The following is a 13996-nucleotide window of genomic DNA, read 5'->3' on the forward strand; positions in this document are numbered from 1 at the left end:
TATCATACCTATTACCCCGAGGAAATACAAAAGTGGGAAACTTTCTGAATCTAGACAAAACGCTTCTCTTTTCGGAGAAGCGTCTGCTGTCACGTCCAGTTTAGTAATAATCAGCCAAAAACAAAGGATTCGAAGGAACCGAACGCCGGCTATGATCTGCGCGGACGAGGTCATCCACCTGCGTTTTTTCCGCACCAAGAATTTGACCGCACTCCTGGAGAGTGATCAAGCCTCTTCGATATGCCTCGATGACCTTATGCTTATCCATCTGCTTCCTCCCTATCGGCTTGTTATTCATAGTGTTGGGAAAAAACAGCATGGATATACCCGCTCGGCTCCTTTTACCCTAATTTTCGGTAAAAGAATGTATCCTCTGTTTCAAACTGGTACTGCTGCGGCTGAAAAATCTGCTCCGTGCTGCCGACGAACAGGACGCCGCCAGGCTTTAGGGCACGGCTGAATTTGTGGTAAAGCTCATGCTTGGCCTCTTCCGTAAAGTAGATCATCACATTGCGGCAAATGATCAGGTCAAACCCGGATTCGAACGTATCGGCCAGAAGGTTGTGCTTGCGGAAATTCACGCGTTTTTTTACTTCATCTGAAATGCGGTAGCTCAAGCTGTCCTTTTGAAAATATTTGTCCAGCAAATCTTTTGGACAATCCTGCAAGGCTCTTTCTGTATAAACCCCTTGCTTTGCTTTTGCGATCGCTCCTTCGTCAATATCCGATGCCAGCACCGAAGCGTCCCAGCGATGGCGCAGCAGCAAGAGCGACAGTGTGTAAGGCTCTTCTCCCGTCGAACATGCGGCACTCCAACATTTCAGACGCGGAGACTGACGTACCAGCCTGGGCAAGATCTTATTTTCAAGCACTTCCCAACGCCCCGGATTGCGAAAAAACTCCGACACGTTGATCGTCATGCGATCGAGAAACTCGTAAAACAGCTCTTTGTCTTTTGCGATCGCCTCGAAGTACTGAGCGAATGTCGTATAACCCCGTTTCAAGCGGAGCGAAGTAAGCCGCCGTTTCATCTGTGCTTCCTTGTAGAGTGCGAGGTCAATTCCTGTCATTTTTTTTACGCTGGCGATGAACTGGAGAAAATCCTTGTCTTCCATACTTCGAAATCCCCTTTCGACGACTTACTCATGCGATTCGCGTTTTTTTGACAAAATCCTGCCGAATTTTGTTGCAGATTCGCGAATAAAAGAAAAAGACCCCTTAGCGGAGTCTTTATCCATCTGCGTGATTGCTCTTTGTTCAAGAGCTTAGATCCAGCGTTGGATCGTCTTTTCGTAGGAAAGAACTTCTCCTTGGCCAAACCACAGAGCGATTTCGCGCTCAGCGCTTTCTGGAGAGTCGGAACCGTGGATGATGTTCATGCCAACGGAAGTTGCGAAGTCGCCGCGGATTGTTCCGGATGCAGCGTCTGCAGGGTTGGTTTTGCCCATCATGGAACGAGCGGTGGAAATCACGTTGTTGCCTTGCCATACCATCGCGAATACAGGTCCGGAGGTAATGAAGTCAACCAGTTCACCAAAGAACGGGCGCTCTTTATGCTCAGCATAGTGCTGTTCAGCCAGCTCGCGGCTAACATTCATCAGCTTTGCTCCAACGAGTTGGAAGCCTTTTTTCTCGAAGCGGGAAACGATCTCTCCGATCAGGTTGCGTTGTACGCCATCAGGTTTTACCATCAGAAACGTTTTTTCCATCGTAAGGTTGCCTCCAGTATAGCTATGTATTGGTATTTCACACACCATCAGAAATTTTATCAAAAGATAGAGGGGCAATCAACCTGCTCCTCAGCAAAAAACGCTAAAATTTGCGATCGATAATAAAATCGGCCACACCGATCAGCGATTTTTTCGTTGAATTGTTCGGCAGGTCGGCGATAATGCTGCGCGCTCTGGCGATATAGCGCTCCGCCAGCCTCTGCGAAAAAGCGATGCCTTCGTCTTTTCTCACCAGCTGGATCGCCTCGTCCACATGGTTCCAGAAGGTATCCTCCCGAATCCATTTTTGAAACTGTTCCCGAGCAATGCCGTGATGAGCCGTGTACATCGCGGGAAGGGTAATGTTGCCCTGGCGCAAATCGCTTCCCGCAGGCTTGCCCAATTGCTTTTCCGTACCGGTAAAGTCAAGGATGTCATCCGTGATTTGAAAAGCCATCCCGACATTGTAGCCGTACCAGTACATCCTGCGGACGAGATCCTCTGTCGCTCCGCTCGCAATCGCCCCCATCTGGCAGCTGATCGCGATCAAGAGAGCGGTCTTGCGCTTGATTCTGCGCAGGTACATACGGAAATTTTGATCCCAGCTGTGCAGAGCCCGCACCTGCTCGATCTCTCCCTTGACCATTTCGACGATCGCGTTGGCCAAAATCTGGTGGAGCTGAGGAATCTTCAGCTCCGTCACAATCGACAGCGCCCGGGCAAGAATGTAATCGCCGGTGTACATCGCTACTTTGTTGTCCCATTTTGTTTTGACCGTATCCCGGCCTCTACGCTTGTCCGCATTGTCGACAACATCGTCGTGCACAAGCGTGGCCATATGAATCAGTTCGAGCGGAACTGCCACGTACTTGAGCCGGGTCACGTCATAGGACCCCCACTTTCCACCAAGCAACACAAATACGGGACGGATGCGCTTCCCTCCCGCCTTCAGCAGGTGCGTGGACGACTGATACAGCTCCCGCACTCCCGTATCGATGGACAGCTCCAACTGATTTTCGATGTACTCCACATCTTTTTTCATCTCAAAGTATATATCGACTAGGTTCATCCGCTCCACCTATTTTCGTTCAACGTAGTTTTTGCCGTCCGGACTTCTCCCACAATTCCACAGTAACCGGTCCCGGAAGCAGTCCCTGCTCCGCCGCGCAGCGATAGTAGTACTCCAGCCCCGTTCTTTGCTCATCGCCAAAAACGTGCTGCAGACCTTGAAAGTATTGGCGCCAATCAGCCTTTTCTCCGCCATAATGCTGATGTACGTACTCGATCAACGGTTCAGGATTGCTTAGATGTTTCTGTTTGCTCTCCAAAAAGGCATTGTGCACCTCGCTGAGCAATTCGGCATGTTCGGCCAGAATCGCCTTGCGGACTGTCCACAAAGCAAAGGTCATGGAATATCCGGTGAAGCGATACCAAAGTTCGCCTAGATCGTAAATCATATAGGGAACACGCTGGCGTATCGCCCTGATCGCATCGTCTCCAATCAGGAGAGCCGCATCGGCACCAAGCATCATTTCTTCAAGTACAGGTGCTTGCATCGAGTAAGAGACTTGCAGCCCGTAAAACTTTTGCAGAATCACTTTCAACAAATTGATGGAAGTAGCTGACGTATTGGTCAAGGCAATTCGCGCCTCATTCAGCTCTTCGATCGGCTTTTTGCTGAACAGAAAGATCGAGCCGACTGGGCCTTTGGCGCTGACGGACAGGTCCGGCAGTACCAGGTAATCCTTCGCATGCTCTGCGTAGCTGAAAGAAGAGATTGGTCCAAGGTCGATCTCGCCGCGGGCCATCGCCTCGTTTAACTGGGCAGGAACCTGCCGGATAAACGAAATCCGATCTTCAAAACGGGCTTGGTCAAAATGAAATGTGACAGGGAAGGTGTTGGTGTATAGGATTTGTCCAATGCGCAAGGACTTTTGCATATTCTTATTCCCCCCAGCGCCGAAACAAAGCGTGCGGCACATCGAGTGCGTCCAATGCTTTGCCTACGACAAAATTGACTAGGTCATCCATCGTCTGCGGTTTTTGATAAAAACCAGGCATGGCCGGCAATATCTTGACACCGAGCCTGCTCAATCGCAGCATGTTCTCCAGCTGGATCGCGTTCAAAGGCGTTTCTCTGGGAACGAGTACGAGCTTTCGTCCTTCTTTCAACATGACATCTGCGACACGCTCAAGCAGGTTGCCTGAGGCACCGTGCGCAATGCCGGAAAGAGTTCCCATCGAACAAGGCACAACAATCATCCCCTCGCAGCGGTACGATCCGCTCGCAGCGGGACAATTAAAATCGCGCAAGCCCCAGTAACGAAGCTCTCCGGGAAAATCCTGCTGAAGCTTTTCCGCCAATAGTCCTTCGCGGTTTTCCGTATTCCAGTCCAGTTCGTCATGAAACACCTGCCAGCCTGCCTCCGTCACCATCAAGTGTACGGTATGCCCGCTCTTCAAGAGCTCCTGAACCAGTCTCACGCCATAAATCGCACCACTAGCACCTGTGATTCCAACAGCCCATGCTTGTGTACTCATGATATCACCAGATCAAGCATGGTAAAAGTAAACATAACCATGCTGAGTATTCCGTTCATATTGAAAAAGGCGACGTCAAGCTTGGACAAATCCGTCGGCTTCACCAAGCTGTGTTCGTACAGCAGAATGGCCCCGGAGATCAAAACGCCGACCAGGAACCAAATGGACAAATCTGCGATCATGTACAGCGACAAAAGGCCGAAGAACGTAATCACGTGGCAGCCTCTGGCAATCAGCAGCGCTTTGCTGATGCCAAACCGGCTTGGCATGGAGTACAAACCTTCCTTGCGGTCAAAGTCCGCGTCCTGACAAGCGTACATAATATCAAAGCCGGCTGTCCAGAACAGCACGCTGATAAACAGCAGAAGACCGGTGCCGTCTACCTGCCCTGTCGTTGCCACCCAACCGCCCAGAGGCCCAAACCCGATCGCTACACCCAGCACAAAATGGCAGAGCCAGGTAAAGCGCTTCGTATAGGAGTACAGAATGAGTACAAAAACAGCTAAAGGCAACAATTTTACCGCAAGTGAATTCAACTGGAAGGCAGCAAAGAACAACACAGCAAAAGACACGACGATGAAGACGACAACTTCTACTATCGAGATCAAACCGGCAGGAATCGCCCTGTTCGCGGTTCGCGGGTTCTTCGCATCGATGAACCGGTCAATCAACCGATTGAGCGACATGGCCGCGCTTCGTGCCCCTACCATCGCGACAGTCACCCATAAAATTTCCATCCAGGTCGGCCACGTTTGCTCTACTACAATATTACCCAATACGGCACCCATAAAAGCAAACGGCAACGCAAAAATAGAGTGCTCGAATTTAATCATTTCCAAAATAATTTTTAATTTACGGAGACTCACAAAATACACTTCCTATCCACTGAAGAGATACCCGATGATTGATCAGGGCTTGGTCCCGATATGCAGTGCAGCCACTCCACCCATGAACAATTTCACCTCAACCGGGTCAAGGCCTGCCTGCTGAAACATGCGGGCAAGCTCTCGGCTATCGGGAAAATTCGTCAGTGACTGTGGCAGCCAGGCGTACTCCTCATACTTGTTAACTGTCCATTTCGCAATCAATGGCAAGATTTTGTAGAAATACAAATAGAAAAGCTGGCGATACGGATAAAAAGGAGGCTTGGACACCTCCAACGACACGACTTTGCCCCCAGGCTTGACCACTCGAGCCATTTCTTTCAACACGGTTTGGATATCAGGGACGTTCCGCAGCGCAAAGCCAATCGTTGCAAAGTCAAAGGAGTTATCCTCGTACGGCAGCTTCATGGCGTCACCGTTTACCAGTTGCACGATTCCGCCCACGCCCCTCTGCGCAACCTTGTATGCGCCTACATCCAGCATATTCTGGCTGAAATCAAGTCCGACGACACGACCATCCTTGCCAACGGCATCCGCTAATGCGATCGTCCAGTCACCCGTGCCGCAAGCCACATCAATCGCCGTTTGGCCCGGTTGGATATTCATTCGCTTCATCGTATAGTTGCGCCAGGCAACGTGGCTGCCAAAGCTGATGACATTGTTCATCTTGTCGTACTCTTGCGCGATGCTTTCAAACACGCTGTGCACGTGCTGTGCTTTTTCTCTCATCTGCATCTCGTTCACTTCCATCACATCTCCTCAATAACCCGTTTCAGACGATTCACGCGGTGGGAATATCGAGATGTAAACCAAACGAGCACGTCCTGGGCTTCAGTCTGATGAAGGGTACGCAATAGCTGTTCGCACATGTTGATCAGTTCAGTCGCTTTTGTTTCAATCCCGGCCAGTACCTGGGCTAGTGTCGCCCCTGGTTTTTGCAGCAAAAAACGGGCAAAGCCGGCAGGAACCTGGTCTTGCCACTTTAATTGTTCCCATTCGTTTATCATGCTTTCCACCGTTGACGTGTCCTTTAGGAGCGACGTCCAGAAGCGGCGTTCTTCCTCCGATTCGGCATACTTGTCAACCATCGCGACGTACAAGCCCGTATCAATGACAGTTCGCAGCTCCAAATACGCTTCGGAGGACAATTTTCCCTCTTTATCTGCCAAATAAAGCTTCATCTTGGCCTCGTTTACATGCTGAATCGCATCCGCCAAGACGCGAATGGCTTCTACTTCACCGGCATGAGCGAGCAACTGGTAGTAACGGCTGCTGTAATAATCGCCTGCCAAAACCGTTAATTGCCTGTTCCGTTCTTCCACAAGTGTATCGCCATAAGCATTTTTGACAGTTTCATGCATGTCCAATCCTAATTGCATGAGGCCGGTTGTAATTGAGAACGTCCGTGCGCGTTCCTTGCCTATTCCCCGGTTCAATAAAAAGAGGTACAACAGCGCTAGCCGATTCTCAGCTATGGCCGGTACGTCTACGTATTGTTCCACATAGGAAATGGATATTCGCTGGTAGATCTGATCGATAATGGCACGGATCTCGTCGATGAATGGGTTTTTTTCTTTGCTCATGCGTCCTCCTCCACAACCTGGTCATTACCTGTTCCGTTCGGTTTCATGCTTTTACCGAGTGTCGGCAAAATACCATCCCTACCATCATACCATACTTCACCCGTCAAGGACTAACTCTCTCGTAAAAATAAGGCTCTACCCGCACCGGGAATCTTGTCTTGACGTGCGTCTCATAATCCTCCACATCCGTCGGTGAGACGAAGTAGGCTGCTCGATCCGGACGATTCGCTTCGATGGCTACAAGCAGTTTGCTCGTGTTCTCTACCTCTTCTTTTTCCAGCAGCCGAAAATATACATGCTCCACATTGCCGGTCAATCGAAAGAGATCGTACGTTACTGCGTAAAAATCATGAAACACCCGATTTGCATCTATCCGGTCTTTTGGACTCACCGCCAGATCGACAAAAACCGACGGATTTTCCCATTTTACACGCTTAATATTATAATGAGTCGTCATGAATGTAAATAAATCCACTACATTTTGTTCACTCAGCTCTACTGGTCTGGCGGCTTGAAAAGCAGGCACATCCTCCTGTTTCCAGGACAATGTCGGAACCCATGACAACATGGCGGCCAGGAACGCGGACATAGCGATGGCGACAAACAGTCTGCGCGGCATAGACATCCCTCCTCACCACCATTGTACAAATAAAAAAAGCAGGCTATGCCTGCTTTTCATCCGACGTATCGATAATCCCGTGATGCGTATAGATCACGGCTTTTCCTCTTACCTTGATCGCGGAGGTGTGCTCGGTAAACTGGGCCAGCATGACCTCGCCCTTGTCCAATTTCTCCGTATGATGGAAACGGGTATCGGAGCCTCTTGTCAAACCGATCACGTGGACCCCGTTTTCTTTTGCCTTCACCACAAAATATTCTTGCTGCCCATTCGGTGTTTGTGCCACCTAAGTTCCTCCTAACTGGCAATTCCGTAGTTTTTCGTTTCTAGGATGTCCCGCCTGGTTCCAAGCGTTTCATGATCTTGTCAACATACCTCTGGGTCTCCTGTGGAAGAAGCTCGTACTTTTGCTCTAGCTCATCATCCGTATCAATGCCCAGGCGGCTGATCCGTCCGGGGCCGGCATTGTAGGCAGCCAGAGCGACCTTCACGTTGCCATCGTAACGGTCAAGCAGGCCGCGCAAGTACTTTGTTCCCCCGGCCAAATTGTCGTCCGGATTATAGACGTTTCGCACATGCAAGGACTTGGCCGTGGCATCCATCAGCTGCATCAAGCCTTTGGCTCCAGCACGAGAGACTGCGTTGGGATTGAAGTTCGATTCTGCGCGAACGACCTCCCGAACCAGATTTTCATCGACGCCGTACGAACGGGCGACTCGGCTAATTTTGTCCAATATTCCCTGCACGTTCTGCGGTGTTTGACTGCTCGATCCGGTTGTATATGTATCAGAAGCATCAGTAAAATCCCAGTCTGTTGATCCGTCTAGCTCGGCCAATATCTGCTCGGCCCGAATAACCCTTTGACCATTTGCTAGTTCCGCTTGAAGCACTTCAGAAAAAGGCATCTCTGCTGAAGGCACATAAGAAGCAGGCTCGCTTTCGCTCAGATCATACCTGTTCATTGCCGACAGATAGGGTTGGATAGGCAGTGACATCTTCATCAGTGAACAACCTTTCTGCTTGTCATTCTTCTATCATATTATAGGGAAGAAAAATAAGGAAGCCAAGAGGCATTTTGACTGACAGAAAAAAAGAAGCCTGACTGATCGATACACAATCAGAGGCTTCTTTTCACAACGAGCTGCTCGCTGTGTGTATGGTCGGAATGCAGGGATTTGAACCCTGGACCTCACCCACCCCAAGGGTGCGCGCTACCGGGCTGCGCCACATCCCGAAAATCATTCAAGCGTATATTCGGAAATATCCAATCACAGCAAACTTGAAAGTTTTTGAACTTGACATTCCACGCTTTCAGGACTTATTTTATCATACATTTACTCACCTTCGCAAGAAAAAAACCAGCCCGCCATAATATGAAAAAGTGCGGACGGGCTAGGTTTTTTGAACAGAGCTCTTTTTACAGCAATACGATACCCCGCCTTGAATGCAATCAGAAAATCACCTTGAAGACTCATTCAACTCAGATGAGCGGGCATCACTGCTTTTGCCTATTGTACTTGCTTGGTTTTGCCTCCCCGCTCTTGCTCACTGCTGACTTTATCCAAACCGGCTGCCGACCGCATCAATTTGCCCATAGAAAAGGCTATTCCTAGCGCCGCCATCAGCAATAGGCCAGCAAGTACGAGGTAACCTGCCGCTGCCCCGGTGTAATCAAGCATGACGGTGAACAAAGCGAGCAGCAGCAGCCTCATCAACGTACCGACCGATCTGAAGAAGCTGATTACCCTCCCCATAAATCGATTTGGCACCAGCTCCATATACAAAGTTTGCCGGATAAGCCGGGTCGAGACATTGCACCAGCCTAATAGGGCAGATAGCAGTACAAAGACCCAGGCTTTCGGCATGGCAACTGTCAAAACAAGAGCGATCGCCATCAGCACGTAGGTAAAAACCATATACGGAAATGCGCCGAATTTTCGGCAAAGCAAGACAACCAGCACTCCTGCCACCACTGCTCCAATCGAATAGGTAACCTCCCCAAGTGAATAGATCCTTACATCGCTCTGCAATGCTTGGCTCACAAAGATAGGGTTCAGAAGATTTGCCAGCATCACGGCTAGAAATGGCATCAGAGCCGAGACGCCAAAAATCAGAAAACCACGTCTTTCGTTGATATAGACCCAGCTTTGGTGAAATTGCATCATCCAAGATGTTCGAGGGGCCGTTGCTTTCTGTTGTTCCGTGGAAAACGCATACTCCATTCCCCACTGCATCAGAAAGGCAAGCAAGTACGTCAATGAGTTAATCAGCAATACCGCCTGCAACCCAAAGCTCTCCAAAAGCAGCCCGGAAAATGCTCCAGCCAGGACCAGAGCAGATTGGTTTTCCATCTCCAGCAAGGAGTTGATCGACTTGTAATGCTTTTGGTCAAATGCTTCCTGTACGAAGGCAGCCTGTGCCGGTTCGTGAATATGGAGCATAAACGTGGATGCCAAAAAAATGAGGACCATCATCCACTCATGGTAGGCACCGAAAAATCCCCATACTGTCAAAAGCGCTAAAACAGTAGAGCCTCCCAGCTGTTCGACTTGCAATATCGCCTTGCGCGAAAAGCGGTCAATCAGTGTACCTGAATACGGTCCGATGAGAAGCGTCAATATTGAAGAGATAAGCATCGCAGAGCCAAGCAAGCTGGCTGAGCCTGTCGACTCAACCAAATGCCAGGAGATCCCAATCATGGTCATCCCCTGACCAAATCCTGAAAATAAATTTGAAAAGAACAACCTCCGAAAATTCCGATTGCCAAAAACCTCTCCCACTTCCGTCACTCCTTCGGTTTATTAGGGCTGATGGGGGATCAATTTTCAACCCATTTTGCAGCCCTAATAAAAACATAAAAGGAGCCTGAATATTGGAGAGTGTTTACACTCAACAATGATCAGGCTCCCGGAATTTCCGTGGGCTCAGTAGGTTTTTCACGGCAACGTATACAGCCTTTCTCTTTCAATGGCATACTCGGCTTCCTGCGAGGGAAATGACCGAAGCGTACCAGAATGCTACTACTTTTGACTTTGGATCTGGTTGGTGCCAATAACATTTTAACTGCCTGGATGGCCTACTCCTCATTTTCCTCGGAGGCAATGACGCCAAACCGAACTCTGGAGGGCAGTGGGTCAACACCGATATGACGGTAAGCATCGATAGTATCAGGCACATAGCTTTCCGTTAACTGAATGCCGCGGATAATCTGCTGTCGCTCCTCGGGAGAAAAGGTGAGCAATCGATTCCCGCACTTTTCACAAGCAAGGCACCATAAGTCGTCTACCTCCACCAAGTGGTGGATATTATACCCGCCTGCATGATTGCAGTTTGAACAGCTTGTTTTGAAACGCATGCATTCCTCTCCCCCTTTGATTCTGATTATACCAGAATCCAGGAGTCGCTTTCGTTTCTATGTTCCGGTTTCTATGTTCCGATGTATTTGTCTTTCTCGAAAACAAAAAACACCTCTCTATTGATCGGAACTGATCAATGAGAAGCGTTCTATTTCGCGGTGTGTACACTCGTTCACTCCAACAGATAATCTCAAGCGGCGACGGGCCGCTGCTGTGCACCTTGGTTACCTGCATCAAGCGTGAAGACGCTGATTTTGACGAATGGTCGGAATGCAGGGATTTGAACCCTGGACCTCACCCACCCCAAGGGTGCGCGCTACCGGGCTGCGCCACATCCCGACTGTACATCATCACTATACAAAATTTTAATTACATTGTCAAGAAAAAATTTCCGTTCAGCATCCGTCTACTTGATCAGACTGAATACCTCTGCCCGTGCCGCGGGGTCATTTGCAAAGATTCCTCGTACAGCCGAGGTGACTGTTTTGGAGCCTGGCTTTTTCACTCCGCGCATCGTCATGCACATATGCTCAGCTTCGACGACGACAACTACTCCGTGAGGGTCCAGCTTGCGAACGATCGCATCCGCTACATGAGCCGTAATGCGCTCCTGAAGCTGCGGCCTGCGAGCGACAGTCTCGACGGCGCGAGCCAGCTTGCTCAATCCTACGACACGACCTCCGCGGGGAATATAGGCAACATGCGCCTTGCCAAAAAACGGAACCAGGTGGTGTTCGCACATGGAGTAAAACGGAATATCCTTTACAAGCACCATTTCCTCATGGTCTTCGCTGAAAACCGTCTCAAAATACTTCTCTTCATCTATGCCAAGGCCTTCGAATGCCTCTGCGTACATCTTCGCTACGCGCTTCGGTGTATCCAGCAGACCTTCCCGGTCCGGATTTTCACCGATCGCTTCGAGTATCATTCGAACGGCAGTCTGAATCTTTTCCAAATCGACGTTCATTCTCGTACCTCCTCCTCACACAGCGAAACAAGCCCATCTTACCACATTAGCCCAGAAAAGACAAAACGAACTGTGCTTGAGAAACACTTTGACCGAAAAAGGCATAAAACGTAAAAAAATCCACATTTATTCAATGTGGATTTTATGTAAGTGAAACTTTAGCAGACGTTATTACTTGATAGAGTCCTTGAGTTGTTTGCCAGGTTTGAAGGCAGGGACTTTGCTGGATGCGATTTCGATTTCTTCACCAGTTTGCGGGTTACGACCTTTACGAGCCGCGCGCTCGCGAACTTCGAAGTTACCGAAGCCGATCAGTTGGACTTTATCACCGTCTTTCAACGCTTCAGCGATTGCATCGAGAACCGCGTCAACAGCTTTCGTTGCATCTTTCTTTGTGAGCTCGGTGGTCTCAGCCACTTTTGCGATCAGTTCTGTTTTGTTCATATTGTTCACCTCCCCTCAATGACGGTTGAGTCGTAGGTATTACTTTTCTTTACCGAAACCCTGCGTTTTATACGCGATTGGGTGTTTTTACCGCTCTGACAAGCTTATAGTAATACACCATTCTTGTAAATTCAAGCCCCCTGATGTCGAATTTAAACGAAATCCAAGAAAAAAAGGCTTCCCGTCATGCCGGGAGCCTCCTTTGCCTGTCTATATTCTGGTTCTTTATACCTATTTTCACAAGATAATAGCAATCAGTCCGCCCGAGCCCTCGTTGATGATGCGACCGAGTGTTTCCTGCAGCTTGTAGCGTGCGTTGTCCGGCATCATGGTGATTTTCGCCTGAATTCCTTCGCGGACGATCGAATGGAGCGAACGCCCGAATATATCCGAATTCCAGATGGAGAGCGGATCTTTATCAAAATCTTGCATCAGGTAACGGACCAGCTCTTCACTCTGTTTTTCCGTTCCGATGATCGGCGCAAACTCCGATTCAACATCAACGCGAATCATGTGAATCGACGGAGCCGTCGCTTTTAGCCTCACACCGAAGCGAGGTCCCTGTCGGATAAGTTCAGGTTCGTCCAAGGTCATCTCATGCAAGGACGGTGCCGCTATGCCGTAGCCTGTGGTACGAACCATGTGAAGCGCCTCGGCAACCTGGTCATACTCGCGTTTTGCATGTGCGAAATCCTGCATAATCGTCAAGAGGTGGTCTTTTCCGTTTATCTCTACACCAACGATCTCCATCAAAATCCGATCGTACAGTTCATCCGGCGCATACAGATCGATTTCAGCGATACCCTGCCCCATATGCATACCGGCAAGCGAAGCCCGCTCGACAAAGTCATATTCATTAAAGAACCCTACGACCCTGTCGACATCGCGCAAGCGCCGGATGTCCTGTACAGTGTCTCTGACGGCTTCCTCGTAGTTTTGACGCAGCCAGTGTCCATTTTCCAGTACCATCACCCAACTGGGCAGGTTCACGTTTACTTCATGTACAGGGAATTCAAACAGCACTTCTCTCATGAGCATCAATATTTCCTGCTCAGACATGTGATCGACGGACAACGCCACAACAGGCACATCGTATTTCTCCTGCAAGTCCAATCGCAGGTTCTGAGTTTCATCCGAGCGCGGCCGAGTCGAGTTGACGATAATGACAAAGGGTTTCCCCACTTCTTTCAACTCGTTGATGACTCGCTCCTCCGCTTCGATATAACCGGCCCTCGGGATCTCCGCGATACTGCCATCCGTTGTGACGACGATACCGATCGTGGAGTGCTCCTGGATTACTTTTCGCGTCCCCACTTCGGCCGCTTCCTCGAACGGTACCGGCTCCTCATACCAAGGGGTATGCACCATGCGCGGTCCGTTGTCGTCCTCGAAGCCCTTGGCTCCTTGAACCGTATAGCCGACGCAGTCAACGAGGCGAACGTTGATGCTGAGCCCTTCTGTAACGTCTACCTGGACGGCTTGGTTCGGAACGAATTTCGGCTCCGTAGTCATGATTGTTCGCCCGGAAGCGCTCTGAGGCAATTCATCTGTCGCCCGAATACGTTCCGCCTCCGAGTGAATGTTGGGGATGACGACCTGTTCCATAAACCTTTTGATAAAGGTCGATTTTCCCGTGCGAACCGGGCCAACTACCCCCAGGTAGATATCCCCGCCCGTCCGTTCGGCAATGTCTTTAAAGATATCGACTCGTTCCACCATCGATGACCTCCTTCTATTTGTCTATTGTTACACTATGACCGTTTTTCCGAATTATCCCTGACCGCCTGCATTTTCCCGTGAATCTCGTACTAGAATCTTGGACAATACAAATATATGTGAGAATCAGTTCCGTAGAACAAAAAAAAGCAGCTCAACTTGAGCTGCCCCGATCAT

At 49.6% G+C, this 13996-nt stretch carries 17 protein-coding genes and 2 tRNA genes; all 19 read right to left on the reverse strand.

Features of this window, described 5'->3' with window-relative positions; all coding sequences use genetic code 11:
- Positions 1-100: 100 nt before the first annotated feature.
- Complete coding sequence (locus tag EDM54_RS26505; RefSeq protein WP_170208335.1) at positions 101-268, reverse strand: hypothetical protein; 168 nt, start codon at positions 266-268, stop codon at positions 101-103.
- A gap of 73 nt (positions 269-341) precedes the next feature.
- The gene (locus EDM54_RS14620; protein WP_003387081.1) at positions 342-1115 is read right to left on the reverse strand and encodes a CheR family methyltransferase; all 774 of its coding nucleotides are present in this window, start codon (positions 1113-1115) and stop codon (positions 342-344) included.
- A gap of 150 nt (positions 1116-1265) precedes the next feature.
- Positions 1266-1709, reverse strand: coding sequence for a nucleoside-diphosphate kinase (gene ndk, locus EDM54_RS14625; RefSeq protein ID WP_003387082.1), 444 nt, complete (start codon positions 1707-1709; stop codon positions 1266-1268).
- A 103-nt stretch (positions 1710-1812) separates the two neighbouring features.
- Positions 1813-2778 carry a polyprenyl synthetase family protein gene (locus EDM54_RS14630; RefSeq protein ID WP_003387083.1) on the reverse strand — a complete coding sequence of 322 codons (966 nt, stop codon included), beginning with the start codon at positions 2776-2778 and terminating at the stop codon, positions 1813-1815.
- Positions 2779-2797: 19 nt separating this feature from the next.
- Positions 2798-3649 carry a menaquinone biosynthesis protein gene (locus EDM54_RS14635; RefSeq protein ID WP_024984993.1) on the reverse strand — a complete coding sequence of 284 codons (852 nt, stop codon included), beginning with the start codon at positions 3647-3649 and terminating at the stop codon, positions 2798-2800.
- Positions 3650-3653: 4 nt separating this feature from the next.
- Positions 3654-4250, reverse strand: a complete 597-nt coding sequence (locus EDM54_RS14640; protein WP_024984992.1) for a UbiX family flavin prenyltransferase — start codon at positions 4248-4250, stop codon at positions 3654-3656.
- On the reverse strand, positions 4247-5116 hold the full coding sequence (locus EDM54_RS14645) for a UbiA-like polyprenyltransferase (protein ID WP_003387086.1): 870 nt from the start codon (positions 5114-5116) through the stop codon (positions 4247-4249). Before EDM54_RS14645 ends, EDM54_RS14640 begins: the two co-directional genes overlap by 4 nt.
- 42 nt (positions 5117-5158) lie before the next feature.
- The gene (locus EDM54_RS14650; protein WP_003387088.1) at positions 5159-5884 is read right to left on the reverse strand and encodes a demethylmenaquinone methyltransferase; all 726 of its coding nucleotides are present in this window, start codon (positions 5882-5884) and stop codon (positions 5159-5161) included.
- Entirely contained in the window at positions 5884-6717 is an 834-nt protein-coding gene (locus EDM54_RS14655; protein ID WP_003387089.1) for a heptaprenyl diphosphate synthase component 1, read from the reverse strand. The genes EDM54_RS14650 and EDM54_RS14655 overlap by 1 nt, the downstream gene beginning before the upstream one ends.
- Before the next feature lie 103 nt (positions 6718-6820).
- Complete coding sequence (locus EDM54_RS14660) at positions 6821-7336, reverse strand: hypothetical protein (RefSeq protein ID WP_003387091.1); 516 nt, start codon at positions 7334-7336, stop codon at positions 6821-6823.
- A gap of 43 nt (positions 7337-7379) precedes the next feature.
- The gene (gene mtrB / locus EDM54_RS14665; RefSeq protein ID WP_003387092.1) at positions 7380-7622 is read right to left on the reverse strand and encodes a trp RNA-binding attenuation protein MtrB; all 243 of its coding nucleotides are present in this window, start codon (positions 7620-7622) and stop codon (positions 7380-7382) included.
- Positions 7623-7662: 40 nt separating this feature from the next.
- Entirely contained in the window at positions 7663-8337 is a 675-nt protein-coding gene (locus EDM54_RS14670) for a lytic transglycosylase domain-containing protein (RefSeq protein ID WP_003387093.1), read from the reverse strand.
- A gap of 156 nt (positions 8338-8493) precedes the next feature.
- Positions 8494-8570, reverse strand: a tRNA-Pro gene (locus EDM54_RS14675).
- Between the two features lie 274 nt (positions 8571-8844).
- Positions 8845-10116, reverse strand: coding sequence for an MFS transporter (locus tag EDM54_RS14680; RefSeq protein ID WP_122958397.1), 1272 nt, complete (start codon positions 10114-10116; stop codon positions 8845-8847).
- A 296-nt stretch (positions 10117-10412) separates the two neighbouring features.
- Positions 10413-10691 carry a hypothetical protein gene (locus EDM54_RS14685; RefSeq protein ID WP_003387095.1) on the reverse strand — a complete coding sequence of 93 codons (279 nt, stop codon included), beginning with the start codon at positions 10689-10691 and terminating at the stop codon, positions 10413-10415.
- 263 nt (positions 10692-10954) lie between these two features.
- A tRNA-Pro gene (locus EDM54_RS14690) sits at positions 10955-11031 on the reverse strand.
- Between the two features lie 67 nt (positions 11032-11098).
- Positions 11099-11659: a GTP cyclohydrolase I FolE gene (gene folE, locus EDM54_RS14695; protein ID WP_003387096.1), complete on the reverse strand. Its 561-nt coding sequence runs from the start codon at positions 11657-11659 to the stop codon at positions 11099-11101.
- Between the two features lie 171 nt (positions 11660-11830).
- The gene (hbs, locus tag EDM54_RS14700) at positions 11831-12103 is read right to left on the reverse strand and encodes a non-specific DNA-binding protein Hbs (RefSeq protein ID WP_003387097.1); all 273 of its coding nucleotides are present in this window, start codon (positions 12101-12103) and stop codon (positions 11831-11833) included.
- A gap of 237 nt (positions 12104-12340) precedes the next feature.
- Complete coding sequence (gene spoIVA, locus EDM54_RS14705) at positions 12341-13819, reverse strand: stage IV sporulation protein A (RefSeq protein ID WP_003387098.1); 1479 nt, start codon at positions 13817-13819, stop codon at positions 12341-12343.
- Positions 13820-13996: the final 177 nt, after the last annotated feature.

Source organism: Brevibacillus borstelensis, assembly GCF_003710865.1.
GTDB classification, from domain to species: domain Bacteria; phylum Bacillota; class Bacilli; order Brevibacillales; family Brevibacillaceae; genus Brevibacillus; species Brevibacillus borstelensis.